Origin of the sequence: Usitatibacter rugosus (assembly GCF_013003965.1) — a bacterium.
GTDB classification, from domain to species: domain Bacteria; phylum Pseudomonadota; class Gammaproteobacteria; order Burkholderiales; family Usitatibacteraceae; genus Usitatibacter; species Usitatibacter rugosus.
Genome location: NZ_CP053069.1, coordinates 211,018 through 237,656, shown reverse-complemented (window position 1 = coordinate 237,656; position 26,639 = coordinate 211,018). Strand labels below are relative to the sequence as shown.

The window sequence follows — 26,639 nt, the reverse complement described above, 5'->3', positions numbered from 1 at the left end:
CCATTCTAACGTGCCGCTACTGCGAGTCCTCCTCCGCGAAGACGAACACGTCGCGAACGCCGTCGACATGCCGGGCGACGCGATAGATCTCCGCTTCCTGCGCCTGGTCCTTCAGCGTGCCGGTGACGCTCACGTGCCCGTCGTGCACGGAGACGGTGAACATCGCGCCGTCCATGCGATGGTCGACCACGAGGCGGTTGTTGATGTCTTCCTGCACGCGGACGTCGGAAGGGCTCTCGAGCACGGCCGGGCCGAGCTCCTGCGCGAAGACGGTGGAATGCGTGGCAAGGGCCGCGGCGGCAATGCCACAAGTGGCGAGGATGCGTTTCATGGTGTTTCCTTTCGGGTAGATGAATGACCTGTGCTTATCGCGGCGCGATGATCGACGCCCCGTATCCCTGCGAGGGTCCACCGCGGCACGCCGTTCCTCGACGAAGCAATTCGATACAATGAAAGGCTCGATTCCGCTCTCGAATTCCCATGGCCGATAAATTCCGCTCGTTCACGATCACGCACGGCGTTCCGCGCTCGCCGAACCGTTCCATGCTCCGAGCCATCGGCTACCAGGACGCGGACTTCGAAAAGCCGATCGTCGGCATCGCGAACGGCCACTCGACGATGAATCCGTGCAACGCCGGCATCCAGCCGCTCGCGGATGCCGCGGACAAGGCCGCGCGCGAAGCCGGAGCGATGCCGCAGATGTTCGGCACGATCACCGTCACCGACGGCATCTCGATGGGCACCGAGGGCATGAAGTACTCGCTCGTCTCGCGCGAGGTGATCGCCGATGCGATCGAGACCGCGACGCAAAGCCAGTTCATGGACGGCGTGCTTGCCATCGGCGGCTGCGACAAGAACCTTCCCGGCGCGATGATCGGCATCTGCCGCATGAACGTCCCCGCGATCTGCGTTTACGGCGGCACCATCAAGCCGGGTAAACACAAGGGGCAGGATCTCCAGATCGTCTCCGTGTTCGAGTCCGTGGGCTCGTTCACCGCCGGCAAGATGTCGAAGGAAGACTTCGAATGCATCGAGCGCAAGGCGCTCCCGGGCGTGGGCGCGTGCGGCGGCATGTACACCGCCAACACGATGTCCTCTTCGGTGGAAGCGGTCGGCATGTCGCTGCCCTTCTCCTCGACGATGGCCGCGGAGGATGACGAGAAGCGCGAAAGCGCCGCCGAGAGCATGCGCGTACTCGTGGACGCCGTGAGGAAAGACCTCAAGCCCTCGGACATCATCACGAAGAAGTCGATCGAGAACGCGATCGCCGTGATCATGGCCACGGGCGGATCCACCAACGGCGTGCTCCACTGGCTCGCGATCGCGCATGCGGCCGGCGTGCCGTGGACGCTGGACGATTTCGAGCGCGTGCGCCAGAAAGTGCCGGTGCTCTGCGACCTGAAGCCCTCGGGCAAGTACGTCGCCGTCGATCTCCACAAGGCCGGCGGCATCCCGCAGGTGATGAAGATGCTGCTCGTGAACGGCGCGCTGCACGGCGATTGCATGACCATCACCGGCAAGACGGTCGCCGAGAATCTCGCCAACGTGCCGAACGAACCGCGTGCGGACCAGGACGTGATCCGTCCCTGGTCGAACCCGATGTACAAGGAAGGCCACCTCGCGATCCTGCGCGGCAACCTGGCGGTGGACGGCTGCGTCGCGAAGATCACGGGCCTGAAGAGCCCCGCGATCACCGGCCCGGCGCGCGTGTTCGATTCCGAGCCGCTCGCCATGGATGCGATCCTCTCGGACAGCATCAAGGCCGGCGACGTCGTGATCATCCGCTACGAGGGACCGAAGGGCGGTCCCGGCATGCGCGAGATGCTCGCGCCTTCCGCGGCGCTGATCGGCAAGGGTCTTGGTGAATCCGTGGGCCTCGTGACCGACGGACGCTTCTCCGGCGGCACGTGGGGCATGGTGGTCGGGCACGTCACGCCCGAAGCCTTCGAAGGCGGCACCATCGCGCTCGTGAAGGAAGGCGACTCCATCACCATCGATTCGCGCAAGCGCCTCATCCAGCTCAACGTGGACGAAGCGGAGATCGCGAAGCGCCGCGCGGCCTGGAAGCAGCCCGAGGCCAAGTACAAGACCGGCGTGCTCGGCAAGTACGCGAAGCTCGTCGGCACCGCGAGCAAAGGCGCCGTCACCGACTAAGCGTCATTCCCGCGAAGGCGGGAATCCAGCCAAGAGAACGATCATGAAAGCCCTCTCCGCCACGCCCGTCCTCTTCGTCGACCGCGTCGAGCCCACGCGCGACTGGTTCCTGAAAGCGGGCTTCACGGTGATGTTCGACGTCCCCGAGGGCGACCACCTGGGCTTCGCCGGGCTGCAGAACAACGGCGTCCAGGTGATGGTCGAGACGCGCGGCAACAAGAACGAGTCCGCCGGTGTGCAGGCAAAGACGAAGGAAGCGCGCAACGCCGTCGTCTTCATCGAGGTCGACGACGTCGAGTCGGTGATTGCCGCCATGAAGGGCACCAAGGTCCTCGCCGAGCGCCACAAGACCTTCTATGGCGCCGACGAGATCACCTACGAGGAGCCCGGCGGGCACCTCGTCACATTCGCGCAGATGGACCGCTAGGGGTCAGACTCCCATTCGCGTTTCTGTCCGAATCATGGGACTGCGAATGGGAGTCTGACCCCATGAATTTCGCGTCCGAGTTGCGGGACCTACTTCTTGGTGGCGTCCTGCACCTTGTCGCCGGCGGCCTCGATCTTCTGGCCGGCCTTCTCGACGGCGTTGTCGACTTTCTTGCCCGCGCGCTCCATCGGGCCTTCCTTCTTCTCGCAAGCGGCAAGCGACGCGGCGAACGCGACGACGGCAAGCAGGGCGAGGGGCTTGGTGATCTTCATCTTGTGCTCCCTTTGTTCGGTTGAGGAGAGAACAAGTTACCGGTCCTACAGACCCCGTTGAATAGGCCCTGTCCTACAAGGATGAAAGGAGTCTGACCCCATTCACGGCGCCCGATCTTTGCCAAATGGAGTCTGACCCCATTCATTCCGCCTCGATCTTCGCGGACTTCACGATCTTTCCCCACTTCGCCGACTCGAGCCCCTGGAATTTCGCGAGCTCCACGGGCGACGAGAACGCGGGCGTGGTGCCGGTCGACTCGTAGAACTTCTTCGCGCTCTCGCTCTTCATCGCCGCTCCGAGCAGCTCGTTCAGCTTCGCCACGACGTCCGGCGGCGTCTTCGCGGGCACGTAGGCCGCGAACCAGTAGCCCATCTCGTAGCCGCGGACGCCCGACTCGTGGAACGTCGGCACTTCCGGCGCCAGCGGCGAGCGGCTCCAGCTCGTCACGCCGAGCGCGCGCACCTTGCCGGCCTTCACCTGCGGCAGGCCCGTGGCCGTGTCGGTGATCATCATGTCGATCTGGCCGCCCAGCAGGTCCGTGATCGCGAGGGGGTTGCTCTTGTACGGCACGTGCAGGAGCTCGATGCCCGCCATCTGCTGCAGCAGCTCGCCGGCGATGCGTGACGAGGATGACCCGCTGCCGAACGTGAACTTGCCCGGCTGCCGCTTCGCGAGATTGATGAACTCCCACAGCGTGTTGCCGGGCACCTTCGGGTTCACGATCATGATCTGGCCGCCCTTGCCGAGCAGCGCGACCGGCGCGAAGTCCTTCACCGGGTCGTACGGCAGCGTCTTGTAGAGATGCTCGTTGGCCGCGTGCGTCGTGTTGGTGGTGATGAGCACGGTGTAGCCATCGGCGGGCGCCGTCGCCACGGCCTGCGCGGCGATGAACCCGCTCGCGCCCGGCTTGTTCTCCACGACCACGGACTGCTTGCCTTGCTCCGCGACCGATTGCCCCAGCGCTCGCGCGATCTGGTCGGTGGCGCTGCCCGCGGCGAAGGGCACCACGAACGAGATCGACTTCGCGGGATAGGTCTGTGCGGAAACGGATGCGGCGCCGAGCACGGCCGCGGCCAGGGCAATGGCTCGAAGGGGGGTCTTCATCTTGTTCTCCTCATTTCGTTGTCGTGGCATCGTCGACGCGATGCGATACGTACTTCTCGAGCGCCGCCGGAATCTCCACCGGAAGCTCCAGCAACAGGAAAGCCAGCGTCTTGCCGTGCGTGTCGAGGTTGAGCGATCCGTTCACGCCGCCATCGAGCACGCCATCCAGCACGAAATTCATCGCCCCCAGCTTCGGCAGGAGGTAGCGCTTCACCGCCGTGGGCTTGCGATGCGCGAACAGCTCCGCCACGCGCGCCTCCGTCACCTGCGCCACCAATACATCCCACAGCTCCGGACGATACGCGATCAAGCTGACGTTGGAGCGATCGCCCTTGTCGCCCGTACGTCCGTGGGCGATGCGGTGCAGGGCGACTTTCACGAAAGCATCTCCCAGCTCGCGGGCACTGCTTCGCGCGGCACGAAGCCCGAAAGCGTGTCGAGTCGCGGACGCAGGCTCGTGCGCACGCCGCCACCGCCCGCCGGCCCGCACGTGTAGAGCGCGGTCACCTCTCGCGTGAGCCGTTCCGCACTCGAACGGTCGACGTGCTTCGCCGCGACGCGCAGCCGCACCTCACTCGCGTGGCCCGCCGCCGTGCGCTCGAGCAATCGCCCCGAGTCGTCGCCGAAGACACTCACGATGCCGATGAGATCCACGCGGACATCCAGCCCCGGCAAGCGTTTGCGCAGGACTTCGCCTGCAAGCCGCGCCCGCGCCTCCGCGCCCGGTCCCGCATAGGAAATCTCGCCCTCCGCGAGCCATCCGCCCTCGTAGCAAACGTTGACCTTCAGCGTGGCGGGGCGTGCATGGCCGCGCACGCCCTCGAGCGCTACGCAATCGCGGCCCACGGTGCGAACTTCCGCCTGCGAGATATCGGCCGTCACGTCCGGCGTGAGATAGGCCGCGGGATCGTGCACCTCGTAGAGGAGCTGCTCCTTCAGGGTCGCTTCCGTGACGAAGCCGCCCGTGCGTTCGGCCTTGCCGATCGTGCAGCGGCCTTCCGCGTCCATCTCCGCGATGGGGAAGCCCACGTTGTGCAGATCGGGCACGTCTTTCATGCCGGGATCGGCGAAGTAGCCACCCGTCACCTGCGCGCCGCACTCGAGCAGGTGGCCGCACATGGTCGCGCGGCCGAGGCGCTCCCAGTCGTCCTGCCTCCAGCCGAAATGCGCGAGCGCGGGGCCGACCGCCAGCGACGGATCGGCCACGCGTCCGCAAACGACGATCTCCGCGCCGCCCTGGATCGCCGCCGCGATGGCCTCGGCGCCGAGGTACGCATTGGCGCTCACGACATCGATGCCGTCGAGCGCGGACCCGAGCGCCGAACGCAACAGCGGACGATGCACTTCGCCGGAGAGATCGTCTCCGTGGACGACGGCGATGCGCGGCTCACGCAAGCCGAGCTCTCGCGCGAGCGCCCGAATGCGACGCGCAGCTCCCGGTGGATTCGCCGCGCCGAAGTTGCTCACGATACCGATGCCGCTTACGAGGCAGCGTACGAGCACGGGCCGCAGCAGCTCGTCGAGGAGCGGTTCGTAGCCTGCATCCGGGTTCGAACGACGCGCGAGCTGCGCAAGGGCCAACGTGCGCTCGGCCAGCGTTTCGAAGAGAAGGAATGAGCGGCCGCCGCGAGCGGCCAGCGTCTCCACGACGGGCGCCGCGGCATCGGTGCGGTCGCCCGAGAAGCCCGCGGCACAGCCGAGATGGAGGGTCTCCATCCGGCGATTGTGCCGCGAAACCTACGGCCGGTTGCGAAGCACCGCGATGCCGCTGTCGATCCCGATGTAGAGGTCCGTGCCTTTCACCACCAGCGACCGCGGCGTGACGACGCCCGGCAGCCGACCCGGCGTGAATCCGTCCTGGCCCTTGGTGCCCGCGACGGTCGTCACCACGCCGGTAGGCGTGATCTTGCGGATCGTGGACGCGTCCGTCGCGTAGAGATTGCCGTCGCTGTCGATCGCAAGCCGGTTGACGCTCGCAAAGCGGGCCGCCGCGCCGTTGCCATCGGTCCCATCGGCCGGTGTCGCTGTACCCGCGATCGTGGTGACGACACCCGCGGGCGTCACCTTGCGGATCATCGAGCCTCCGTCGGCGACGAACAGGTTGCCGTCCCGATCGATCACGAGGCCGCGCGGGCCGAGGAAGCGCGCCTGCGAGCCCGTGCCGTCCGTGTGGGATCGAAGGCGCGGGCTGCCGGCGATCGTCGTCACCACGCCGGCGGGCGTGACGCGGCGGATCGTCGCGGAGCTGAAGTCGCTCACGTACAGGTTGCCGGCGCTGTCGATCGCGATATCCACCGCCGCTCGGAAACGCGCGGCCGTTCCGGTGCCGTCGGCATCGCCGGCCAGCGCGAGGTCGCCCGCGAGGGTCGTGATGGTGCCGGCGGGATCCACGCGTCGGATGGCGGAGCTGTTGCTCTCGCAGAAGAGGGGCGTGTGGCAGAAGAAGGTCTGCGTGTCGACGACGTAGAGGTTGCCCGCGCCATCGCTTGCGACGGCACCCGGCCCCATGAAGCGCCCCGTACCCGCCGGTCCGTCCTGCGTGCCGTTCGATCCCAAAACGCCGGCGATGGTCTGGACGTTGTTCGTCGCATCGAGGCGGCGGATCGCAAAGTTGCCCCAGTCCGCAACAAGGACGTTGCCCGCGACGTCGAGCGCGAGATCCGTGACAAAGCCGAAGCGCGCGGCCGCGCCGGCGCCATCCGTGGCACCCCGGGGTGGCGCAGCACCGATCAGCGTGAGGACGGATCCGGCACGGGTCAGCAGGCGGATCGTGTGATTGTCCGTATCGGCAATGAGCAGGTTGCCCGTCCCCGCGTCGACCGTGATTCCCGCCGGATGATTGAAGCGTGCGGCCGCACCGGCGCCGTCCGCGGAACCCGTGGCATCGAGCGTTCCGGCGACGGTCGTCACCAGGCCCGAAGGGGCGCGTTGCCGGATGACGTTGTGGACGTTCTCGGTCACGAAAACCGTCGCGTCGTTGGCGACCGCGATGCCGCCAATGTCTCCGAAGCGGGCGGTCCCGGAAGGACCGTCGACGACCTGGAGTTGCCCTGACGCTCCCGCGAGGGTCGTGACCAGGCCGAAGGACGTCACGAACCGGATCGTCCCGTTGTCCGCGACGTAGAGATTGCCGGTCGCGTCGATCGCGATCGCCGTCGGAATGAAGAACGACGCGGCCGTGCCCTGGCCGTCGATGGTGGCATGCAGGTTCGGATTGCCGGCGAACGTCGTGACCACACCCGCCGGAGTTACTCGGCGGATGGCGGCGTTGCCGGTGTCGAGGACGAAGAGGTTGCCGGTGGCGTCGCGCACGATGCCCTGCGGGAAGAGGAACCTGGCTGCGGCACCCGTTCCATCCGCATAGCCGCGCTCGGCACTGCCCGCGAGCGTGGTCGTGTTGCCCGCCGCGTCGATCTGGCGGATGGCGTGGTTGTAGGTATCGGCCACGTACGCGGTGCCGCCCGAGCTGGCGGCGATCGCGCTCGGCTGGTAGAAGAGCGCGTTGAGCCCGTCGACGAAGCCCGGTGCGCCCGTTTGCGAGGTGGGAAACTTCGAGACCACCCCGCCCACCGCGCGCCGGATCCGGTTGCTCAGCGGCTCCGTGACATAGATCGTTCCCGCGCCATCGGTCGTGATCCCGACCGGCCCGGACAACCGGGCGTTGGCGTACGCCCCATCCGCGCTGCCGGAGCCGCCGCTGGCACCGGCCACGAGCTCCAGCCTTGCGTTCGGAGGCGGCGCAGGGGGAGGCTGCAACTCGCTGCCGCCGCCGCCACCCCCGCACGCCGCGACCAGCGCCGCGATCGCGGCGCCCAGCACCAGGCGAATCATGGTCAGGCCGCCGAGACCGGGCGGGTGATGTCCTCGATCCGCTTCATGGCCGCGGCATCGAGCTTGGGGATCAGGGCTGCAGCTTTCATGTTCTCGGTGACCTGTTCGGGGCGGGATGCTCCTGTGATCACCGTAGAGACTTGCGAGTTCCTTGCGCACCACGCGATTGCGAGCTGGGCCACCGATCCGCCGAGGTCTTTTGCAACAGCTTCCAGCTTGCCCACGGCCTCGTTGGCCGCCTTATCGGTCAATTGCGGCAGGAGAAACTTCATGCGCTCGAGCGCGCCGCGGCTTCCGGCAGGAACGCCGTTGCGGTACTTGCCGGTGAGCAGCCCCGAGGCGAGCGGGCTCCACGTCGTGAGGCCCAGGCCGAAGTCCTTGTAGAGCGGCGCGTATTCCTGCTCCACGCGCTTCCGGTGGAGGAGGTTGTACTCGGGCTGCTCCATCACCGGAGCGCGAAGGCGGTACTTCTCCGCGAATTCGTACGCGGCGCGGATGCTCTTCGCGTCCCATTCGGAGGTGCCCCAGTAGAGCGCCTTGCCTCGCTCGATCATGTCGTGCATCGCCCACACCGTTTCGTCGACCGGCGTGTTGGGATCCGGGCGGTGGCAATACACGAGGTCGACGTAGTCCATCTGCAGGCGCTTCAGCGAGCCGTCGATGGCGTCCATCAGGTATTTGCGGTTCAGCGTGTTCTTCGTGTTGGGCCCCTCGGTGATGCCCCAGAAGAACTTGGTCGAGACCACGTACTTCACGCGCGGCCACGCGAGCTCCTTCAGCGCCGCGCCCATGATCTCCTCGCTCTTGCCGTTCGCGTAGATCTCGGCGTTGTCGAAGAAATTGACGCCGGCGTCCCAGGCGGCGGCCATGCACTCGCGTGCGGCCTTCGTGTCCATCTGGTTACCGTATGTCACCCACGAGCCGAACGAGAGCTCGCTTACCTTGAGGCCGGAACGGCCGAGTCGTCGATAGTCCATGCAGCGATTATAGTGGGCTGAACCAGGGGGATCGCATGAGATATCTCGCTACCGTTTTCCTCGTGATCGCGGCCAACGCGTTCGCACAGTCACCGACGACGATCACCACCCCGCCGCTCGCCACGCCGCCGCCCGGCCCGCAGCTTCAACCGCCGAAGGTCGCCGCGACGATCAACGACGCCGCGTGGCTGCAGGGCTATTGGGTCGGGGAAGGCATGGGGGGCGTCGGCGAGGACAACTGGATGCCGCCCAGCAAGGGCGTGATGCTGGGCACGTTCCGCCTGACGAAGTCCGACGGCTCGAAGGAATTCTACGAATTGCTCGGCATCGAGGAGTTCGAGGGGTCGCTGCGCATCGTCGTGAAGCACTTCAATATCGACTGGGTCGGCTGGGAAGAGAAGGACGTGTCGTACAAGTTCCGCCTCACCAAGCTCACCACGGACGAGATGGTCTTCGGCGCGCTCGCGTTCCAGCGCACGGCGCCCGACACATTCGTCTTCCGCCTGACGATGCGGCAGAAGGAAGGCCCGCCCAAGGTCGAGACGATCACCTTCCGCAAGAAGCCGCTGTAGCGATGCAGTACGCCGAACACGCGCCGCGCGCGGAGCTCGCGAGCGTGGTTCGCTGCATCTGGATCGGCGTGGACGCGTCGCCCGACCCGTCGCCGCAGCCCGTCGTGGGCGATGGATGCCCGGAGCTGCTGGTGCACTTCGGCTCGCCGATGTTCGAGCGCGACGAGGAGGGCCGTGAACATCTCCAGCCGCGCGCGTTCGTCGCGGGACAGCTCACGCGCCCCTTGTGGTTGCGGCCTTCGGGTCCCGTGGGCGTGCTGGGCGTCCGCTTCCATCCGTGGTCCGCGCATCGCGTCGTGCGCCGGCCGCTCAACGAGCTCACCGATCGGCGCGTGGCCCTCGACACGTTGATCGAGGGCTCCGGGGCGCTCATCGAAGCAGTGACCGCGTGCTCCGACGATGCCGCGCGCGTTTCGGCCGTGGAGTCCTTCACGGTTCGCCGGCTCGCGCACGACGATCCCGGCGAGGACCCGCTCCTGGCGCAATGCGTGGCAAGGCTCGATGCGGCCCGCGCCGGCCCCGAGGGTGACGATGCAGCGCTCTCGATCGACACGCTGGCCCGCGACCTGGAAGTCGGGCGCCGCCAATTGGAGCGCCGCTTCGCCGAGCGCATCGGCGTCTCGCCTCGTGCCCTGGGCGGCATCCTTCGCCTGCGCCGCTTCTTCGATCTCCTCGACCACGCCGGCGCACCGCTCGTCGACGCCGCGCTCGCCGCCGGCTACTACGACCAGAGTCATTTCGCTCGCGAGTTCCGTCGCTACGCCGGCCTCACCGCCACCGAGTTCCTCGCCACCCGTCCCGCCCTCGCATCCGCCATCTTCGAGATCAAGAATTAGGGTCAGACCCTGATTCTTGATGTCGCAAACGTACAAGCCCCGCCCCGAACCTCCGACTAGACTTCCGCATCCACACATCCGGGAGTCCCGATGAAACGCGCCGTCCTCGCCCTTGCAGCACTTCTCTTCGCCACGGCCGCGTTCGCACAGACGGCGCGCGTGGCCCAGCTCGACTGGATGACCGGCACCTGGGTCAACACCACGCCCGAGGGCACGACGACGGAGACGTGGCTCGGCCCCGGCAACGGCCTCATGGTCTCGGCGAACCTCGCGACGTGGAAGTCGGGCCGCAAGTTCTTCGAGTTCCTGCGCATCGCGGACACGGCCGACGGGTTCTCGTACTACGCGATGCCAGGCGGCAAGCCGCAGACGGAGTTCAAGATGAAGATGCTCGGAGATCGCAAGGTCGTGTTCGAGAACCCGCAGCACGATTTCCCGCAGCGTGTGATGTATTGGCGCGATGGCGAGGCGCTCGTGGCCCGCATCGAAGGCACCAAGGGCGGCAAGGAACTGGGCGAGGAGTGGCGGTTCGAACGGAAGTGACCGCGTAGTTAAGTAGAATCCATGGGTGGATCGCGCCCGCCGTAACATCCTTCTCCTGGCTGCCTGCCAGGCCCTGCTGCTCACGAATGCCGTCACGCTGATCTCGGTGACCGCGCTCGCGGGCTACTCGCTGGTCGACAACAAGCTCTTCGCGACGCTGCCTTCGGCCACGTACGTCTTCGGCGCCTGGCTCTCGACCATGCCCGCCTCGCTGTGGATGAAGCGCGTTGGCCGGCGCAATGGATTCCTCACGGGCGGCGTGTTCGGCCTCATCGGCTCGGTCATCGCCTCGATCGCGATCGCCACGGCGTCATTCCCGCTGCTGTGCGCCGGAACCTTCGTGCTCGGCATCTACAACGCCTTCGGCCAGTACTACCGCTTCGCCGCGGCGGACATGGCGCCGCCCGACTTCAAGGCGAAGGCGATCTCCCTCGTGCTGGCGGGCGGTCTCGTGGGCGGCATCGTGGGCCCCAGCCTCAGCAAGGTCACGATCGACCTGCTGTCCACGCGTTTCGTCGCGACCTACGCTTCGCTCTTTTTCTTCTGCCTGCTCGCGATGGCGATCGTCTCGTTCCTCGCCATTCCCGACGCCAAACCGGAGGGAAAGCCGGAAGCGCCACGTCCGCTGCGCGTGATCGCGATGCAACCCACGTTCATGGTCGCGGCCGGATGCTCGGCCATCGGCTACGGGGTGATGACGCTGCTCATGACCGCGACGCCGCTCGCGATGAGCTTCTGCGGCTACCCCTACTCGGCCTCCGCCGGCGTGATCGCGGCGCACGTCGTGGCGATGTTCGCGCCGTCGTTCGTGACGGGCTCGATCATCCAGCGCGTGGGCGTGCTGCCGGTGATCGTGACCGGCCTTTGCCTGGAGCTCGCGTGCGTCGGCGTGGCGCTCTCCGGCCAGGAGGTGATGAACTTCTGGTGGGCGCTCGTGCTGCTGGGCCTGGGCTGGAATTTCACCTACGTGGGCGGTTCCACGCTGCTGATCGAGTCGCACCGCCCCAACGAGAAGGCGAAGGTGCAGGGCCTGAACGAGATGATCACTTTCGGGGTGCAGGCGCTCGGAGCCTTGACCTCGGGCGTCTTGGTGAACGCCGCCGGATGGGCCACACTCAACTATCTTGCGGTGCCGCTGCTGGTCCTGGCCGGCAGCTCCGCCGCCTGGCTCGCGTACCGGCGCCGTGCCGCCGCGGCCCTCACCTGAGGAGAAGCATGCGATGAGCGAGGAATTCGAGGTCCACGTCGCCTGGCCGGCCGACGAGACGGCGAAGCGTCCGCCCGACACGGTGTACTCCCGCGACAGCTGGCTCTCCGCTCCCGGCAAGCCGGAAGTGTTCGGCTCCTCGCCCCCGGCCTTCGGCGGCGATCCAAAGGGCTACAACCCCGAGGTGCTGCTGATCCTCTCGCTCTCGCAGTGCCACATGCTCACGTTCCTCGCGCTCGCCGCCAAGAACAAGCTCTCCGTCCTGCACTACGAGGACCGCGCCATCGGCAAGCTCGGCAAGAACGCCGAGGGCAAGATGCAGATGATGGAGGTCGTGCTGCGGCCGCAGGTGACGGTGGCCAAGGGCACGGACCGGGACGCCGCCGATTCGCTCCACAAGCGCGCGCACTCGCTCTGCTTCATGGCCAACTCCGTGAACTTCCCCGTGATCCACGAGCCGGGGCTGAACGAACGATGACGGAAGGGTTGTCCGGCGCGCCGCTCTCCGCGAGCGCCGCACGAGTGCAGCAAGCGTTGGCCGACCTCGGGCTGGACTGCCGCATCACCGAGCACGCCGCCTCCGCGCGCACGTCGCAGGAAGCGGCCCACCTCCTGGGTTGCGCCGTCGGGCAGATCGCGAAGTCGCTGATCTTCCGCGCCACGGTGAGCGGCGATCCGGTGCTGGTCGTCGCGAGCGGATCCAACCGCGTCGACGAAGGCAAGATCGGCGCGCTCCTGGGTGAAGCGATCGGTCGCGCCAAGCCGGAGTTCGTGCGGGAAGTCACCGGCTACGCCATCGGCGGCATTCCGCCCGTCGGCCATGCTCGCGTCATCCGGACGTTCGTCGATGAAGACTTGCTCGCGTTCGACGTCGTCTACGCCGCGGGCGGTACGCCCAACGCGCTCTTCCCCATCCAACCCGCCGACCTGCTCCGCGTCTGCGGCGGCCACGCCGCCGACGTCAAGAATTAGGGTCAGACCCTATTTCTTTTTCTTCTTCTTGGCGCCGGACCTGAGCGCCGCCGCGTAGGCGAGCCGCGCCCACTCCAGCATCTCCGCCGGACTGTCGAGCGCTTCCTCGGGTGCCTGCACGTACGACGTGGTGACCTTCTCGCCGGTCTGGGTCTTCTCGAACACGAAGGGCTCCAGGCCGCGGGCCTGGAAGACGGGCAAGGTCTCGGCGTCGGTCTTGAGGAAGAGCGTGTCGTCGACGATGAGCGCGAAGAAAACCTCGTCGCGCCAGATGCCCCAGCCGCCGAACATCGCCTTCGTGCGCACGGCGCCGAAGTCGCGCATCGTCTCCACGACGTGTTGGACGAACCCGGTCTGTTTCGGCATGAATTCGATGTCCGGAAACGGCGAGATAGCGCGCTCATGCAAGGCCATCATGGCCACCTCAATCACCGAGGAGGTTACATGGCTTTCAGGATCACCGGACTGGACCCGCGCGAGTTCACGCATCTCGCCCCGCTCACCGACGAGGCGCTCGCCCGCCACCGTGCCGTTCGCCGCATCTGCGACGCGAACCCGGGCTTTCCCTGCCGCGTGAGCCTCGAGGACGCGCAGCCCGGCGAGGCAGTGCTGTTGCTCAACTACGAGCACCTGCCCGTCGACTCGCCGTACCGTTCGAGCCACGCTATCTATGTGCGCCAGGCGGCGAACGAGCCGTTCGACGGGGTCGACGTGATCCCCCCGGCGCTGCGCTCGCGCCTGCTCTCGGTGCGTGCCTTCGACGCGCAGGGCCACATCGTCGATGCGGACATCACCGAAGGCCGCGACGTGGAGCCGCTCATCGAACGCTTTTTCGCCCTCGATGACGTGTCCTATATCCACGCCCACTTCGCCCGGCGCGGCTGCTTCGCTGCCCGGATCGACCGGCACGTCATTCCCGCGTAGGCGGAAATCCAGGCTCGATTTCGATGTCCGAAAACGGCGAGCCGAAAGGCTTCCGTCGGCAGATAATACGATCATGATGCTCGACGACACCCAGTGCTACCGCGCGCTCCTTTCCCACGACGCCCGTTTCGACGGCCGGTTCTTCGTGGGCGTGCGCACGACACGGATCTACTGCCGCCCGGTCTGCACGGTGAAGCCGCCGCTCGCGAAGAATTGCCGCTACTTCCCGAGCGCGGCGGCCGCGGAGATCGAGGGATTCCGCCCCTGCCTGCGCTGCCGGCCGGAGCTGGCCCCGGGGTTCGCCACGGTCGATGCCAATCGCCGCCTCGCGCAATCGGCCGCGCGCCTCATCGATGATGGGCGGCTGCAGGAAGCGAGCCTCGAGGACCTGGCCACGCAGCTCTCGGTCACGGACCGGCACCTGCGCCGCGTCTTCCAGCAGGAGTTCGGCGTCTCGCCCGTCGAGTACGCGCAGACGCAGCGCCTGCTCCTCGCCAAGCGCCTGCTCACGGACACGGACATGACGGTGCTGGATGTCGCGCTCGCCAGCGGCTTCGCGAGCCTTCGCCGCTTCAACGACCTCTTCAAGAAGCGCTATCGCATGACGCCGGGCGAGCTCCGCAAGTCGCGGGGCGCCAAGTCGCCGACCGATCGCCTGGTTTTCGATCTCGCCTATCGCCCGCCGTACGACTGGCCCGCCACGCTCGCCTTCCTTGCGAAGCGCGCGATCACCGGCGTGGAGGTCGTGGACGACAAGCGCTACCGGAGGACCATGCGCGCCGGGAAGCTCTCGGGATGGATCGAGGTCGTGCCGGCACCCAAGCGCGCCGCTCTTCGCGTCACGGTGAGCGCCTCGCTCGCACTCGCCTTGCCGTCGGTCCTCTCGCGCGTGAAGGCGCTCTTCGATCTCGCGTGCAATCCGACTGAGATCGCCGACGCCCTGGGTCCACTCGCGAAGGCAAACCCCGGCCTGCGTCTTCCCGGCGCCGTCGATGGCTTCGAGATCGCGGTGCGCGCCATCCTCGGCCAGCAGGTCACGGTGAAAGCCGCGATCACGATCGCGGGCCGCTTCGTGAAGGCCTTCGGAGACGAATGCGAAACTCCCTTCGAAGGCCTCGACCGCCTCTTCCCGAAACCGGAGGCGATCGCGACCCTCACGCAGGACGACGTGGCGAAGCACGGCATCATCGGCGCCCGCGCACGCGCCATCATCGCGCTCGCCCAGGCGCTCGAGAGCGGCGATCTTTCGCTCGAGCCCACCGCCGAGATCGATGCGACCGTCGCCGCGCTGGAGACGATTCCCGGCGTCGGCCCCTGGACCGCGCAATACATCGCCATGCGGGCTCTCGCGTGGCCCGACGCTTTCCCCCATCCCGACGTCGCGGTGCTGAAGGCCATGCGCCACGACAAACCGCGCGACGCGCTCGCGAACGCCGAGGCCTGGCGCCCGTGGCGAGCCTACGCCGTGCTCCACCTGTGGAAGTCCCTGGAGAAATCGACATGACGACCAAGTACGCCCGATTCGAAACCCCGCTCGGCACGATGTTCGCCGTGGCCACCGATGGCGAGATCACGCGCCTGGATTTCACCGACGCCAAGTACGTCGCGAAGCTCTCCGACGACGCTGTCGAAGACGCCAAGGATCCGGTGCTCGCCAGATGCGCGAAGCAGATGGCCGAGTATTTCGCCGGCAAGCGCGACACGTTCGATCTTCCTGTCGCCCCGCACGGCACCGAGTTCCAGGAAAGCGTGTGGCGCGAGATTGCGCGCGTGCCCTTCGGCAAGACCATCACGTATTCGGAGCTGGCGCGCCGCGCGGGCGCTCCCGGCTCCGCGCGTGCCGCCGGTGCCGCGACCGGCCGCAACCCGATCGCCGTGGCGATTCCCTGCCACCGCATCGTCGGCGCGGACGGCAGCCTCACGGGTTACGCGGGCGGGTTGCCGCGGAAGACGAGGCTCCTCGAGTTGGAAGGCGTGTTGCAGGGCTCGCTCGTTTGAGGCCAGCCGATCTCGCCCGCCTCGTCACGCTGGCGGCGATGTGGGGCGCGTCGTATCTCTTCATGCGCCACGCGGTGCCGTACTTCGGCCCCGTGCCGATGATCGAGCTGCGCGTGATCTTCGGCGGCTTGCTGCTGCTCGCGTACGTGATGGCCACGCGCGACACGGTCGGTTTCCGCCAGCACTGGCCGGCATACCTCTTCGTGGGTGCGATCGGCCTCGCCACGCCGTTCGTGCTGATCGCCGAGGCGCTCACGGCCATCGATGCTTCGACGGCCGCGATCCTCAACGCGCTCTCGCCGCTCTTCGCTTCCGTAGTGGCCGCGATCTGGATCAAGGAGCGCCTCACGCCCGTGAAGCTCGCCGGCATCGCGCTCTGCGTCGCCGGTACCGCGGTGCTGGTGGGCTGGACGCCGAAGCCAATGAGCGGGCGCGAGCTGCTCGCGGCGTCGTTCTCCGTCCTCGCGACGGTGATCTACGGCTACACGATCGTCTTCACCAAGGTGAAGCTGAAGACCGCGAGCCCCATCGGCACCTCGGCGGGCACGCTGCTCATGGCCGCGATCGTGCTCGCGCCCTTCCTGCTCGTCGCTCCGCCCGCGCATCCACTTGCGGAGATCCCCGCCATCGCGTGGATGTCCGTCGCCGGCCTCGCGGTCTTCTCGACGGCCTTCGCGTTCATCCTGTACTACCGGTTGATCGCCGACGTGGGCCCCGTGAAGGCGATCACCGTCACGCTGCTGGTGCCGATCTTCGGGATGATCTGGGGCGTGCTGTTCCTCGGCGAGCCCATCACGCCGGGACGCATCGCCGGTTGCGTGATCATCCTCGCCGGCTGCTCGCTGATCCTGGGCCTCGTTCGATTGCCTTGGGCGCGAGCCGCGGGGTAACGTTGGAGCGATGTCTTCCCGCACCTCCCTCCTCGTACTGCTGATCGCGTTGGGCCTCTCCAGCTGTGCCTCGATCGCGCCTCCCGCGCAGGAGGCCGCGCTGCCGTTCAAGGCGACCGAACACGCCGGTGTGTGGCTCTCCGACGGCTACGGCTATGCGCTCGATTCGCGCCGTGGCGTGCGCCTGTTCCACGTCGCCGGCGAAACCTGCGTGGAAGACAAAACCGAGGGCGACGATTCGATCGTCGCGTTCTACGACCGGTACCGCGCGGCCGATGGCGGGCGAACGCTGCTGCTGTCGAGCACGCTCGATCCCTACGAGGTCCGCTTCCGTCGCGCCGAGCGCTTGCCCGAGCCCTGCGACGCACCGATGCCGAGCACGCCGGCTGCGAACCTGCAGGCCTTCTCCGACTATTACGCGCGTCACTACGCGTACTTCGATCTCTACGGCGTGAACTGGGCCGAGCGTTCGGCCGCGATGCGCAAGGGCGTCACCGGTGCCACGACCGACCGCGAGCTCTTCGAGCGCATGCGTGAAGCGGTCGCGCCGCTCCGTGATTCGCACGTGAAGATCGAGGCGAAGATCGATGGCAAGGCCGCGGTCCACGAGGGTGACCGCGGACGTACGAAGATCAACCCGCGCGCGTATTGGCTCGACGACATCCAGCGCGACCTGCTCGGCGGCAAGGGCCGGATGGTCGCCAACCGGCGCATCCAATACGGTTTCGTGGCGCCGGGTGTCGGCTACCTCGCGTTCGCGAGCATGGGCGGCTTCGTCGACGGCGAGCTGGCTTCGATCCGCAAGGAGCTGCCCACGCTCGAAGCGGCGATGGACGAGGCGATCGCGCACCTCGACGCAGGCGGCGCACGCGCGATGATCGTGGACGTGAGCTTCAACACCGGCGGCTACGACTTCATCGGCCTCGCGATCGCGGGGCGTTTCGCCGAGCGGCGCACTTTCGCCTACGGCCGGCGTGCGGGCGACGATCCCACCGCGCGCGATTTCCCCATCGACGTCGTGCCCTCGGGTGGCCCGCGCTTCACCGGTCCCGTGTACCTGCTCACCTCCGACGGCACCGTGAGCGCCTGCGAAGTCCTCACGCTCGCGATGCGCGCACTGCCCAACGTGACACATGCGGGCGAGCGCACGCGCGGCGCCTTTTCGACGGTGCTCACGAAGTACCTGCCGAACGGATGGGAGCTTTCGCTCTCCAACGAGATCTACACCGACCCGCGTGGCATCGTGTGGGAAGGGCGGGGCATCGAACCGGCGGTGCCGCTCGCCGTGTTCTATCCGGATAACCCGCTGCAGGGCCACGTGGAAGCCGTCCACGCCCTGGCCCGCAGCCTCGAGCCTCGCTGAACCATGCCCAATCGCCTCGCGCAGGAAACCAGCCCCTACCTCCAGCAGCACGCGGACAACCCGGTCGACTGGTACGCGTGGGGGCCGGAGGCGCTCGCGGAATCGAAGCGCAGCGGCAAGCCCATCCTGCTGTCGATCGGCTACTCCGCGTGCCACTGGTGCCACGTGATGGCGCATGAGTCGTTCGAGGACGCGGACGTCGCAAAGGTGATGAACGAACTCTTCGTGAACATCAAGGTGGACCGTGAAGAGCGCCCCGACATCGATCAGATCTACCAGACCGCGCAGGCGATGCTCACGCAGCGCAATGGCGGCTGGCCGCTCACGATGTTCCTCACCGCGGAGCAGGTTCCGTTCTTCGGCGGCACGTATTTTCCGAAGACGGCGCGCTACGGGCTGCCGGGCTTTCCCGATCTCCTGAAGCGCGTGCGGGCGTACCACGACGAAGCCGGCGGCGAGATCCGCGAGCAGAACGCGCAGCTCCTGGCCGCGCTCGCCCGCACCGGTCCCAAGGCAAGCGGTGCGGTGGCGATGCCCGATCGCGGCGCGATCGATGCCGCGTTCGAATTCCTGAAGCAATCGTTCGACGGCGAGAACGGCGGCTTCGGAGGCGCTCCGAAGTTTCCGCATCCCGAATCGATCGAGACGCTGCTCCGCCGCTACGCCGCCGACGGCGACCGCGACGCGCTCTCGATGGCCGCCTTCACGCTCGCGAAGATGGCCGAGGGCGGGATCTTCGACCAACTTGGCGGCGGCTTCGCGCGCTACAGCGTGGACGACGAGTGGGCCATCCCGCACTTCGAGAAGATGCTCTACGACAACGGCTGGCTGCTGCGCCTCTATGCCGATGCGTGGCTCGCGACGCGCGAACCGCTCTTCGAGCGCACTGCCGAAGAGACCGCGGCGTGGGTCATGCGCGAGATGCAATCGTCCGAAGGCGGCTACTACTCCTCGCTCGACGCGGATTCCGAGGGCCACGAGGGCAAGTACTACGTTTGGACGCCCGACGAAGTGAAGGCCCTCCTCAAGCCGGAGGAATACGCGGTCGTGGCGCCGCACTACGGACTCGACGGTGCGCCCAACTTCGAGAACGTCGCATGGAACTTCATCGTGACGGGGCCGGTTACGGATTCCGCTCTGCTGGAGTCCGCGCGGAAGAAGCTCTTCGTCGCGCGCGAGAAACGCATCCGGCCCGGACGCGACGACAAGGTGCTGGTGTCGTGGAACGCGCTGATGATCGCGGGCATGGCACGTGCGGCCCGTGCGTTCGGCAAGCCCGAGTGGCTCGCCTCGGCACGTCGATCGCTCGCGTTCATTCGCCAGCAGATGTGGAAGGACGGCCGCCTCCTCGCTACTTACAAAGACGGCCGCGCGCACCTCGATGCCTACCTCGACGACTACGCCTTCCTGCTCGCCGCTCTCCTGGAGGCGATGCAGGCTTCGCATGAGCCCGGCGATCTCGAGTGGGCCACGCAACTGGGCGACGTGCTCCTCGAGCATTTCCAGGATGCGCAGGACGGCGGCTTCTTCTTTACCGCCCACGACCACGAGACGCTGATCCACCGCCCGAAGCCCGGCCACGACAACGCCACGCCTTCGGGCAACGGAGTCGCGGCGCTGGCCCTGAACCGACTCGCCTACCTCACGGGCGAGATGCGATTCCGTGATGCCGCCGAGAGAACGCTGGCGCTTTACGCGCCGCAGATCGCGCGCCACCCCGCCGGCTTCGGCAGCCTCATCGCCACGCTGGAGGAGATGCTCGTGCCGCCGCGCCTGGTGAAGCTCTCCGGTCCCGAGGACGCCATCGCGCCCTGGAAAGCGATGCTCGACGCCGTCTACATGCCCGCGACGATGGTCGTGTCACAACCCGGAGCCTCGAGCGTCAACGCTTTGGTGTGCGAGGGCGTTACCTGCCTGCCGCCCATCACGAGCGAGGCCGCATTGCGGGAAACGCTGAAAATCCCGACAATCGCGTCTTCGTAGATCCGCGACATTCCACCCGGGAGCTCCCCCTCATGAAGACCCCAGCCATCCTCCTCGCCACGGGCCTCGCCGTCCTCGCGGCCCCCGCTCTCGCCAACGAGGAGCTCGCCAAGAAGAACGCCTGCACCGCCTGCCACGCCATCGACAAGAAGCTGGTCGGCCCCGCGTACAAGGAAGTCGCCAAGAAATACGCCGGCGATGCCACCGCCGAAGCCAAGCTCGTGGACAAAGTGAAGAAGGGCGGCGTGGGTGTGTGGGGCCAGGTCCCGATGCCGCCCAACGCCACCGTGAAGGACGAGGACGTGAAGACCCTCGTGAAGTGGATCCTGGCGCTGAAATAGCGTGGACCACGGTGCCGGGCCAGGAGTGGCGAGGGGGTTGGCGAAACGATGTCCGGACACCGGCTGGTTCCGGAAGGTTTCGACAACCCCCTCGCCACTCCTGGCCCTGATCCTCTTCTCGCTCGCGGCATGCGGCAAGACTGAGGCACCTGCACCTCCCGCGTCCGACACGATCACCGTCACCATTGCCCACGCCGGTCCGCTCACGGGATCCATCGCGCACCAGGGCAAGGATGACGAGAACGGCGTGAACCTCGCGCTCGACCAGGCCAACGCGAAGAAGCTGAAGATCGGCGGCAAGACCGTCACCTTCAAGATTCTCTCCGAAGACGACCAGGGCGATCCCAAGCTCGGCACGCTGGTCGCACAGAAATTCGTCGACGCGAAGGTGGCCGCCGTCATCGGGCACTTGAACAGCGGCGTCACCATCCCGGCCTCCGAGATCTACGCCAAGGCCGGCATCCCCGTGATCTCCGGCTCGGCCACGAATCCGGACCTCACCGAGCGAAAGCTGAAGGGTGTGTTCCGCACCGTCGGCCGCGACGACCAGCAGGGCCCCGCGATCGCGGCCTACATCGCCGGCGAGCTGAAGGCGAAGAGCGTGGCCATCGTCGACGACAAGACGGCGTACGGCGAAGGCCTCGCGACCGAAGTCGACAAGTCGCTGCGCAAGGCCGGCGTCACGATGGTCGGCCGCGAGCGCACCACGGACAAGGAAACCGACTTCAAGTCGATCCTCACGCGCATCAAGAGCCGCAATCCCGACGTGATCTTCCACGGCGGCATGGATGCCACGGGCGGCCTGATGCTGAAGCAGGCGCGCGAGCTGGGAATGAAGTCGGTGTTCGCGTTCGGCGACGGCGCATGCACGGAAGAGATGGCGCAGCTCGCCGGACCGGCCGGCGAAGGCCTCGCGTGCTCGCAGGCCGGGCTGCCCGCGGAGGCTGCCAGCAAGGAATTCCTCGACGCCTTCACGAAGAAGTACGGCCCCACCAAGCTCTACGCGCCGTTCTTCTACGATGCCACCAACGTCGTGATCGAAGCGATGCGCAGGGCCGACTCCGTCGATCCCGCGAAATTCACGCCGGAGATGTACAACGTCTCGCTCGCGGGCGCCACGGGCAAGCTCGAGTTCGACGCGAAAGGCGACCGCAAGGACGCCGAGATGACCATCTTCCGCATGCAGGGCGGCAAGATCGTTCCGGTCGCGGTGGTCAAAGGTGGAGTAGCAACACCTTTTACCAAGTAGGGCTATAATTTTGCCCTTGGTTTTCTTGGCCTCACCGACCCCCGCCGCACCCCCATTCCAATAGTCCAAATCAGGAGAAGTCCATGAATTCGTCGTTCAAGCTGGCCCTCGCCGTTGCCGCCGCCATTGCGGTCGCATCGTGCGGCAAGAAAGAAGAAGCTCCGGCCCCGAAGGCCGCTGACGCCAAGCCGGCCGCCCCCGCCGGGCTGACGGTGACGATCGCCCACGCGGGCCCGCTCACCGGCTCCATCGCCCACCTGGGCAAGGACGACGAGAACGGCGTCGCCCTCGCCGTCGAGAACGCCAACAAGGCCGGCATCAAGCTCGGCGGCCAGCCCGTGACGTTCAAGATGGTGAGCGAGGACGACCAGGCCGACCCGAAAGTCGGCACCACGGTCGCGCAGAAGCTCGTGGACGCGAAGGTCGCCGCCGTCGTGGGCCACCTGAACTCCGGCGTCACCATCCCGGCCTCCGACATCTACGCCAAGGCCGGCATCCCGGTGATCTCCGGCTCCGCCACCAACCCGACGCTGACCGAGCGCGGCCTGAAGAACGTGTTCCGCACGGTCGGCCGTGACGACCAGCAGGGCCCGGCCATCGCCGCCTACATCGCCGGCGAGCTGAAGGGCAAGAAAGTCGCCATCATCGACGACAAGACCGCGTACGGCGAAGGCATCGCCAACGAAGTCGAGAAGACGCTGAAGGCCGCCAAGGTCAACATCGTGGCGCGCGAGCGTACGACGGACAAAGAAACCGATTTCAAATCGATTCTCACCAAGATCAAGGGCAAGAGCCCGGACGTCGTCTTCCACGGCGGCATGGACGCCACCGGCGGCCCGATGCTGAAGCAGGCACGGGAACTGGGCATCAAGGCCGTGTTCGCGTTCGGCGATGGTGCATGCACCAACGAGATGTCCAAGCTGGCCGGCCCCGCGTCGGAAGGCATGGCCTGCTCGCAAGCCGGCCTGCCCGCGGAAGCCGCGAGCAAGGAATTCAAGGACCAGTTCACGGCCAAGTACGGCGAGATCAAGCAGTACGCCCCGTACTTCTACGACGGCGCCATGGCGATGATCGAGGCGATGAAGAAGGCGGATTCCGCGGATCCCGCCAAGTTCGTCCCGATGATCAACCAGGTGAGCTTCACGGGCTCCACCGGCAAAGTCGAGTTCGACGCCAAGGGCGACCGCAAGGACGCGGAAATGACCATCTTCCGCATGGGCAAGGACGGCAAGATCGCCCCCGTGGCGATCGTGAAGAACGGCGTCTCGGCTCCGTTCGTCGCCGCTGCCGCCCCGGCTCCGGCTGCTGCCGCTCCGGCTGCCGCTGCCCCGGCCTCGGCCGCTGGCGCTCCCGGTACGGCTCCCGCCGACGCGGGCAAGTCGCAGGTTCCGGCAGCACCCGGCAAGGTCGAAGAGAAGAAGAAATAAGCCGGCAATAAGGCACAATGGAACGGCACCGGAAACGGTGCCGTTTCCATTTGAGCCGGGGGCACTCGACTGGATATTTTCCTTCAGCAGGTCGTGAACGGCTTGACGCTCGGCTGCGTGTACGCGGTCGTGGCACTCGGCTACACGATGGTCTACGGCATCATCCAGCTGATCAACTTCGCGCACGGCGAAGTCGTGATGATCGGCTGCATGACCGCCTTCTCCGTGATCGTTGCGCTGGCGGGCAGTAGCATGCCGCCGCTCGTGATCGTGGGCCTGGGCATCCTCGCCGCCGTGCCCGTGTGCATGGCCGTAGGCTATGTCGTCGAGCGCGTGGCCTACAGGCCGTTGCGCAATGCGCCACGCCTGGCGCCGCTCATTACCGCCATCGGCGTCTCGATCATCCTCCAGCACCTCGCACTCCTGGTGTGGAGCCGCAACGTCATCGCCTTCCCGCAGATCATCGAGCTGAAGCTCTTCCACCTCGGTACTTCGGAAAACAGCGCGGCGATCAGCAACGTGCAGATCGCGATCATCCTCACGTCGGTCGCAATGATGGCCGGCCTCCTCGCGCTGGTCTACAAGACGAAGATCGGCATCGCGATGCGCGCGACCTCGCAGAATCCTCAGGTCGCCGGGCTGATGGGCATCAACATCAACAACGTGATCTCGTTCACGTTCGTGATCGGCGCGGCGCTCGGCGCCACGGCCGGCGTGATGGTCGGCTCGTACTACGGCATCGCGCACTACCAGATGGGATTTCTCCTCGGCCTGAAAGCCTTCAGCGCCGCGGTGCTGGGCGGCATCGGCAACCTCGCGGGCGCGGTGCTCGGTGGAATCCTGATGGGGCTCATCGAATCGCTGGGCGCGGGCTACGTGGGGGATGCGACCAACGTCTGCTTCCTCAACCACTTCCTGCCGGGCTTCGCGGACGTGTGCGCGGCAAGTCCGGAGTCGAGCCTGTTCGGATCGAACTACAAGGATGTGTACGCGTTCATCGTCCTGATCCTCGTCCTCGTGTTCAGGCCGTCGGGGCTCCTTGGCGAACGTGTAGGCGATCGGGCATGACCATGCGTTATCGAGTGACACATGGAAAGTGCTTTGGAACCGCCGATCCCCGCCGATCTGCCGCCAATTCCCGCCGATATGGATCGAGAGCGACTCGATGCGATGTCGCGGAAGATCATCGGGGCCGCCCAGAAGGTCAGCACGAAGCTGGGTTGCGGGTTCCTGGAGAAGGTCTACGAAAATGCGCTGTGCGTCGAGCTCGCGAGGTCGGCAGTGCCGGTCGAGCAACAGCGCTCCGTGCTGGTCGAGTACGAGGGAACGGTGGTGGGGGAGTACATTCCGGACTTGGTCGTGGACAACGAGATCATCGTCGAGCTCAAGGTCTCGGACTTCCTGACCCGAGTGGATCGTGCGCAGTGCATCAACTATCTTCGCGCCACGGGCTATCGCGTCTGTCTTCTTCTCAACTTCGGGCAAAGGCGCCTGGAGGTTCGCCGTCTCGTTCACCGCTTTTGATCGGCGGCCATCGGCGATCGATCGGCGGGGATCGGCGGTTCCAAAGCCTTTCGTGACCATGGGCACAATCGTCGACATTATTCGGAAGCATCCCCAGGCCCGCTGGATCGGCATGGCGCTGATCGCCGTGGCGCTGCTGGCCCTCCCTTTCGTGCTGATCCAGGCAGGCACGGCGTGGGTGCGCATCACCAACCTCGCCCTCCTCTTCGTGCTGCTCTCGCTCGGCCTGAACATCGTGGTGGGCTTCGCGGGCCTGCTCGATCTCGGCTACATCGCCTTCTACGCGGTAGGGGCGTACGTCTACGCGCTCCTCGCCTCGCCGCACTTCAACCTCCACCTGCAGTGGTGGATGATCCTTCCGATCGGCGCCGCGATCGCGTGCTTCTTCGGAGTGGTCCTCGGCACGCCCACGCTGAAGCTGCGCGGCGACTACCTCGCCATCGTGACGCTGGGCTTCGGCGAGATCATCCGCATCTTCATGAACAACCTGTCGGAGCCGTTCAACCTCACCAACGGCCCGAAAGGCATCAGCAGCATCGACCCGATCCATTTCCCCACGGAGTCGTTCGGCGTCAGCTTCGGCAACATCACCACGTTCGGACCGCTGCAGTTCAACGAGGCGACGAAGTACTACTACTTCCTGCTCGCCGTGCTGATGCTGGTGATCGTCGTGAACCTGCGCCTGCAGGATTCGCGCATCGGCCGAGCGTGGGAAGCGATCCGCGAGGACGAGATCGCGGCGCGTGCGATGGGCATCAACACCACGCGCATGAAGCTGCTCGCCTTCGCGATGGGCGCTTCGTTCGGCGGCGTGGCCGGCGGCATCTTCTCCGCGATCCAGGGCTTCATCAGCCCCGAGAGCTTCGTGCTGAACGAGAGCGTGATGGTGCTCGCGATGGTCGTTCTGGGCGGCATGGGCAACATCTGGGGCGTGATTCTCGGCGCGATCCTCCTGTCCTTCGTGCCCGAGATCCTGCGCTACACGGTCGATCCGGCGCAGCGCATGATCTTCGGCCGCTCGATCATCGACCCCGAAGTCTTCCGCATGCTGCTCTTCGGCCTGGCGATGGTGGTCGTGATGCTGGTGCGGCCGGCCGGCCTCTGGCCCTCGGCCGTGCGCAAGCGTGAGCTCGCGCGCGAAGACGAAGACGTGCCGGTGCCCACCCCCGCGCCCACGCCGTGAGCCAGCCTCCCGTCGCACTGCTCCAGGTCGAGGGCGTCACCAAGCGCTTCGGCGGCCTGACGGCGCTCTCCGACGTCACGTTCACGATCTTCCAGGGCGTGGTCTACGGCCTGATCGGTCCGAATGGCGCCGGCAAGACCACGCTCTTCAACGTGATCACGCGCCTGTACAAGAACGAGGAAGGCACGCTCAAGTTCAACGGCGAGTCGCTCGCCGACGCTCCGCCCGACCGCATCGCCGCGCTCGGCATCGCGCGCACGTTCCAGAACATCCGGCTCTTCGCCAACCTCTCCGCCCTCGAGAACGTGATGATCGGCCGCCATGTGCGTACGCGCGCGGGCGTCTTCGGCGCCATCGTGCGCAACAAGGCCACGCGCGACGAAGAGAGCGCGATCCACAAGCGCGCGATCGAGCTGCTGGAGTACGTCGGCGTGGCCGATCGCGCGAACTCGCTGGCCAAGCACCTCTCGTACGGCGACCAGCGCCGGCTGGAGATCGCGCGGGCGCTGGCCACCGACCCGAAGCTCCTCGCGCTCGACGAACCGGCCGCGGGCATGAACGCCACGGAGAAGCTGGAGCTGAGGAAGCTCATCGAGCGGATCCGCGGCGACGGCATCACCATCCTGCTGATCGAGCACGACGTGAAGCTCGTGATGGGGCTCTGCGACCGCGTCCTCGTGCTCGACTACGGCCGCAAGATCGCCGAGGGCTCGCCGAAGGACGTGCAGAAGGATCCCAAGGTCATCGAGGCCTACCTCGGCACTCCCCATCCCTCGCAAGCCGCGGGCGGTGGTGAATGATTCTGAGAATCACCCCGGAACCGCCGATCCCCGCCGATCGTTCGCCGATGGCCGCCGATAG

The 26,639-nt window shown here is 66.7% G+C and carries 29 protein-coding genes; 21 read left to right on the top strand and 8 right to left on the bottom strand.

Going from position 1 to position 26,639, the window contains the following annotated elements; genetic code table 11:
- Positions 1-16 precede the first annotated feature (16 nt).
- Entirely contained in the window at positions 17-331 is a 315-nt protein-coding gene (locus tag DSM104443_RS01120; protein ID WP_171088877.1) for a BON domain-containing protein, read from the bottom strand.
- Positions 332-480: 149 nt separating this feature from the next.
- Between DSM104443_RS01120 and ilvD the strand changes: the two genes are divergently transcribed.
- Complete coding sequence (gene ilvD, locus DSM104443_RS01115) at positions 481-2,154, top strand: dihydroxy-acid dehydratase (protein ID WP_171088876.1); 1,674 nt, start codon at positions 481-483, stop codon at positions 2,152-2,154.
- A 43-nt stretch (positions 2,155-2,197) separates the two neighbouring features.
- Complete coding sequence (locus tag DSM104443_RS01110) at positions 2,198-2,581, top strand: VOC family protein (protein WP_171088875.1); 384 nt, start codon at positions 2,198-2,200, stop codon at positions 2,579-2,581.
- 89 nt (positions 2,582-2,670) lie between these two features.
- Here DSM104443_RS01110 and DSM104443_RS01105 read toward each other — a convergent pair whose 3' ends face one another.
- The 6 genes from DSM104443_RS01105 to DSM104443_RS01080 all read right to left on the bottom strand — a co-directional run bounded on the left by DSM104443_RS01105 (position 2,671) and on the right by DSM104443_RS01080 (position 8,766).
- Entirely contained in the window at positions 2,671-2,853 is a 183-nt protein-coding gene (locus tag DSM104443_RS01105) for a hypothetical protein (protein WP_171088874.1), read from the bottom strand.
- Between the two features lie 142 nt (positions 2,854-2,995).
- Complete coding sequence (locus DSM104443_RS01100; RefSeq protein WP_171088873.1) at positions 2,996-3,958, bottom strand: Bug family tripartite tricarboxylate transporter substrate binding protein; 963 nt, start codon at positions 3,956-3,958, stop codon at positions 2,996-2,998.
- Between the two features lie 10 nt (positions 3,959-3,968).
- The gene (locus tag DSM104443_RS01095; RefSeq protein ID WP_212756870.1) at positions 3,969-4,337 is read right to left on the bottom strand and encodes an AtuA-related protein; all 369 of its coding nucleotides are present in this window, start codon (positions 4,335-4,337) and stop codon (positions 3,969-3,971) included.
- The gene (locus DSM104443_RS01090; RefSeq protein ID WP_171088872.1) at positions 4,334-5,674 is read right to left on the bottom strand and encodes an acyclic terpene utilization AtuA family protein; all 1,341 of its coding nucleotides are present in this window, start codon (positions 5,672-5,674) and stop codon (positions 4,334-4,336) included. Before DSM104443_RS01090 ends, DSM104443_RS01095 begins: the two co-directional genes overlap by 4 nt.
- Positions 5,675-5,695: 21 nt before the next feature.
- On the bottom strand, positions 5,696-7,789 hold the full coding sequence (locus tag DSM104443_RS01085) for an NHL repeat-containing protein (RefSeq protein WP_171088871.1): 2,094 nt from the start codon (positions 7,787-7,789) through the stop codon (positions 5,696-5,698).
- A 2-nt stretch (positions 7,790-7,791) separates the two neighbouring features.
- Entirely contained in the window at positions 7,792-8,766 is a 975-nt protein-coding gene (locus DSM104443_RS01080) for a potassium channel beta subunit family protein (RefSeq protein WP_171088870.1), read from the bottom strand.
- 35 nt (positions 8,767-8,801) lie between these two features.
- On the opposite strand from DSM104443_RS01080, the gene DSM104443_RS01075 reads away from it, so the two are divergent.
- From DSM104443_RS01075 to DSM104443_RS01050, 6 genes are all read left to right on the top strand, one after another.
- Positions 8,802-9,338, top strand: a complete 537-nt coding sequence (locus DSM104443_RS01075; RefSeq protein WP_171088869.1) for a DUF6265 family protein — start codon at positions 8,802-8,804, stop codon at positions 9,336-9,338.
- Positions 9,339-9,340: 2 nt separating this feature from the next.
- Positions 9,341-10,174 carry an AraC family transcriptional regulator gene (locus DSM104443_RS01070; RefSeq protein WP_171088868.1) on the top strand — a complete coding sequence of 278 codons (834 nt, stop codon included), beginning with the start codon at positions 9,341-9,343 and terminating at the stop codon, positions 10,172-10,174.
- Positions 10,175-10,264: 90 nt separating this feature from the next.
- The gene (locus DSM104443_RS01065) at positions 10,265-10,717 is read left to right on the top strand and encodes a DUF6265 family protein (RefSeq protein ID WP_171088867.1); all 453 of its coding nucleotides are present in this window, start codon (positions 10,265-10,267) and stop codon (positions 10,715-10,717) included.
- Positions 10,718-10,742: 25 nt separating this feature from the next.
- A complete protein-coding gene (locus DSM104443_RS01060; RefSeq protein ID WP_171088866.1) occupies positions 10,743-11,924 on the top strand; it encodes an MFS transporter in 1,182 nt (393 codons plus the stop codon).
- A 13-nt stretch (positions 11,925-11,937) separates the two neighbouring features.
- Positions 11,938-12,402 carry an OsmC family protein gene (locus DSM104443_RS01055; RefSeq protein WP_171088865.1) on the top strand — a complete coding sequence of 155 codons (465 nt, stop codon included), beginning with the start codon at positions 11,938-11,940 and terminating at the stop codon, positions 12,400-12,402.
- Positions 12,399-12,896 carry a YbaK/EbsC family protein gene (locus DSM104443_RS01050; protein WP_171088864.1) on the top strand — a complete coding sequence of 166 codons (498 nt, stop codon included), beginning with the start codon at positions 12,399-12,401 and terminating at the stop codon, positions 12,894-12,896. The genes DSM104443_RS01055 and DSM104443_RS01050 overlap by 4 nt, the downstream gene beginning before the upstream one ends.
- A gap of 9 nt (positions 12,897-12,905) precedes the next feature.
- Here the strand turns inward: DSM104443_RS01050 and DSM104443_RS01045 are convergent, their stop codons facing one another.
- A complete protein-coding gene (locus DSM104443_RS01045; RefSeq protein WP_212756868.1) occupies positions 12,906-13,313 on the bottom strand; it encodes a TfoX/Sxy family protein in 408 nt (135 codons plus the stop codon).
- Positions 13,314-13,340: 27 nt separating this feature from the next.
- On the opposite strand from DSM104443_RS01045, the gene DSM104443_RS01040 reads away from it, so the two are divergent.
- From DSM104443_RS01040 to DSM104443_RS00980, 13 genes are all read left to right on the top strand, one after another.
- Positions 13,341-13,820, top strand: coding sequence for a DUF1203 domain-containing protein (locus tag DSM104443_RS01040; RefSeq protein ID WP_171088863.1), 480 nt, complete (start codon positions 13,341-13,343; stop codon positions 13,818-13,820).
- A gap of 73 nt (positions 13,821-13,893) precedes the next feature.
- Complete coding sequence (alkA, locus tag DSM104443_RS01035) at positions 13,894-15,324, top strand: DNA-3-methyladenine glycosylase 2 (RefSeq protein ID WP_171088862.1); 1,431 nt, start codon at positions 13,894-13,896, stop codon at positions 15,322-15,324.
- Complete coding sequence (locus DSM104443_RS01030) at positions 15,321-15,818, top strand: methylated-DNA--[protein]-cysteine S-methyltransferase (RefSeq protein ID WP_171088861.1); 498 nt, start codon at positions 15,321-15,323, stop codon at positions 15,816-15,818. Before alkA ends, DSM104443_RS01030 begins: the two co-directional genes overlap by 4 nt.
- Positions 15,815-16,708, top strand: a complete 894-nt coding sequence (locus DSM104443_RS01025) for a DMT family transporter (protein WP_171088860.1) — start codon at positions 15,815-15,817, stop codon at positions 16,706-16,708. The genes DSM104443_RS01030 and DSM104443_RS01025 overlap by 4 nt, the downstream gene beginning before the upstream one ends.
- 10 nt (positions 16,709-16,718) lie before the next feature.
- The gene (locus tag DSM104443_RS01020; RefSeq protein ID WP_171088859.1) at positions 16,719-18,071 is read left to right on the top strand and encodes a S41 family peptidase; all 1,353 of its coding nucleotides are present in this window, start codon (positions 16,719-16,721) and stop codon (positions 18,069-18,071) included.
- Between the two features lie 3 nt (positions 18,072-18,074).
- Complete coding sequence (locus tag DSM104443_RS01015; protein WP_171088858.1) at positions 18,075-20,054, top strand: thioredoxin domain-containing protein; 1,980 nt, start codon at positions 18,075-18,077, stop codon at positions 20,052-20,054.
- A 32-nt stretch (positions 20,055-20,086) separates the two neighbouring features.
- The gene (locus DSM104443_RS01010) at positions 20,087-20,395 is read left to right on the top strand and encodes a c-type cytochrome (protein WP_171088857.1); all 309 of its coding nucleotides are present in this window, start codon (positions 20,087-20,089) and stop codon (positions 20,393-20,395) included.
- Positions 20,396-20,432: 37 nt separating this feature from the next.
- Positions 20,433-21,644: a branched-chain amino acid ABC transporter substrate-binding protein gene (locus DSM104443_RS01005; protein ID WP_171088856.1), complete on the top strand. Its 1,212-nt coding sequence runs from the start codon at positions 20,433-20,435 to the stop codon at positions 21,642-21,644.
- An 83-nt stretch (positions 21,645-21,727) separates the two neighbouring features.
- Positions 21,728-23,071 carry a branched-chain amino acid ABC transporter substrate-binding protein gene (locus tag DSM104443_RS01000; RefSeq protein ID WP_171088855.1) on the top strand — a complete coding sequence of 448 codons (1,344 nt, stop codon included), beginning with the start codon at positions 21,728-21,730 and terminating at the stop codon, positions 23,069-23,071.
- A 93-nt stretch (positions 23,072-23,164) separates the two neighbouring features.
- Positions 23,165-24,139 carry a branched-chain amino acid ABC transporter permease gene (locus tag DSM104443_RS00995; RefSeq protein WP_425509613.1) on the top strand — a complete coding sequence of 325 codons (975 nt, stop codon included), beginning with the start codon at positions 23,165-23,167 and terminating at the stop codon, positions 24,137-24,139.
- 33 nt (positions 24,140-24,172) lie between these two features.
- Complete coding sequence (locus DSM104443_RS00990) at positions 24,173-24,595, top strand: GxxExxY protein (RefSeq protein ID WP_212756866.1); 423 nt, start codon at positions 24,173-24,175, stop codon at positions 24,593-24,595.
- Positions 24,596-24,653: 58 nt separating this feature from the next.
- Positions 24,654-25,778, top strand: a complete 1,125-nt coding sequence (locus DSM104443_RS00985) for an ABC transporter permease subunit (protein WP_171096123.1) — start codon at positions 24,654-24,656, stop codon at positions 25,776-25,778.
- Positions 25,775-26,578, top strand: coding sequence for an ABC transporter ATP-binding protein (locus tag DSM104443_RS00980; protein WP_212756864.1), 804 nt, complete (start codon positions 25,775-25,777; stop codon positions 26,576-26,578). The genes DSM104443_RS00985 and DSM104443_RS00980 overlap by 4 nt, the downstream gene beginning before the upstream one ends.
- Positions 26,579-26,639: the final 61 nt, after the last annotated feature.

Bases quoted from the DNA above. Each gene is read 5' to 3' on its own strand.
- DSM104443_RS01085 (WP_171088871.1), bottom strand. From the start codon at position 7,789: ATGATTCGCCTGGTGCTGGGCGCCGCGATCGCGGCGCTGGTCGCGGCG.
- DSM104443_RS01120 (WP_171088877.1), bottom strand. From the start codon at position 331: ATGAAACGCATCCTCGCCACTTGTGGCATTGCCGCCGCGGCCCTTGCC.
- DSM104443_RS01045 (WP_212756868.1), bottom strand. From the start codon at position 13,313: ATGATGGCCTTGCATGAGCGCGCTATCTCGCCGTTTCCGGACATCGAA.
- DSM104443_RS01010 (WP_171088857.1), top strand. From the start codon at position 20,087: ATGAAGACCCCAGCCATCCTCCTCGCCACGGGCCTCGCCGTCCTCGCG.
- DSM104443_RS00985 (WP_171096123.1), top strand. From the start codon at position 24,654: ATGGGCACAATCGTCGACATTATTCGGAAGCATCCCCAGGCCCGCTGG.
- ilvD (WP_171088876.1), top strand. From the start codon at position 481: ATGGCCGATAAATTCCGCTCGTTCACGATCACGCACGGCGTTCCGCGC.
- DSM104443_RS01000 (WP_171088855.1), top strand. From the start codon at position 21,728: ATGAATTCGTCGTTCAAGCTGGCCCTCGCCGTTGCCGCCGCCATTGCG.
- DSM104443_RS01015 (WP_171088858.1), top strand. From the start codon at position 18,075: ATGCCCAATCGCCTCGCGCAGGAAACCAGCCCCTACCTCCAGCAGCAC.
- DSM104443_RS01020 (WP_171088859.1), top strand. From the start codon at position 16,719: ATGTCTTCCCGCACCTCCCTCCTCGTACTGCTGATCGCGTTGGGCCTC.
- alkA (WP_171088862.1), top strand. From the start codon at position 13,894: ATGATGCTCGACGACACCCAGTGCTACCGCGCGCTCCTTTCCCACGAC.
- DSM104443_RS01075 (WP_171088869.1), top strand. From the start codon at position 8,802: ATGAGATATCTCGCTACCGTTTTCCTCGTGATCGCGGCCAACGCGTTC.
- DSM104443_RS01070 (WP_171088868.1), top strand. From the start codon at position 9,341: ATGCAGTACGCCGAACACGCGCCGCGCGCGGAGCTCGCGAGCGTGGTT.
- DSM104443_RS01080 (WP_171088870.1), bottom strand. From the start codon at position 8,766: ATGGACTATCGACGACTCGGCCGTTCCGGCCTCAAGGTAAGCGAGCTC.
- DSM104443_RS01105 (WP_171088874.1), bottom strand. From the start codon at position 2,853: ATGAAGATCACCAAGCCCCTCGCCCTGCTTGCCGTCGTCGCGTTCGCC.
- DSM104443_RS01050 (WP_171088864.1), top strand. From the start codon at position 12,399: ATGACGGAAGGGTTGTCCGGCGCGCCGCTCTCCGCGAGCGCCGCACGA.
- DSM104443_RS01065 (WP_171088867.1), top strand. From the start codon at position 10,265: ATGAAACGCGCCGTCCTCGCCCTTGCAGCACTTCTCTTCGCCACGGCC.
- DSM104443_RS01040 (WP_171088863.1), top strand. From the start codon at position 13,341: ATGGCTTTCAGGATCACCGGACTGGACCCGCGCGAGTTCACGCATCTC.
- DSM104443_RS01100 (WP_171088873.1), bottom strand. From the start codon at position 3,958: ATGAAGACCCCCCTTCGAGCCATTGCCCTGGCCGCGGCCGTGCTCGGC.
- DSM104443_RS01055 (WP_171088865.1), top strand. From the start codon at position 11,938: ATGAGCGAGGAATTCGAGGTCCACGTCGCCTGGCCGGCCGACGAGACG.
- DSM104443_RS01030 (WP_171088861.1), top strand. From the start codon at position 15,321: ATGACGACCAAGTACGCCCGATTCGAAACCCCGCTCGGCACGATGTTC.
- DSM104443_RS01110 (WP_171088875.1), top strand. From the start codon at position 2,198: ATGAAAGCCCTCTCCGCCACGCCCGTCCTCTTCGTCGACCGCGTCGAG.
- DSM104443_RS01090 (WP_171088872.1), bottom strand. From the start codon at position 5,674: ATGGAGACCCTCCATCTCGGCTGTGCCGCGGGCTTCTCGGGCGACCGC.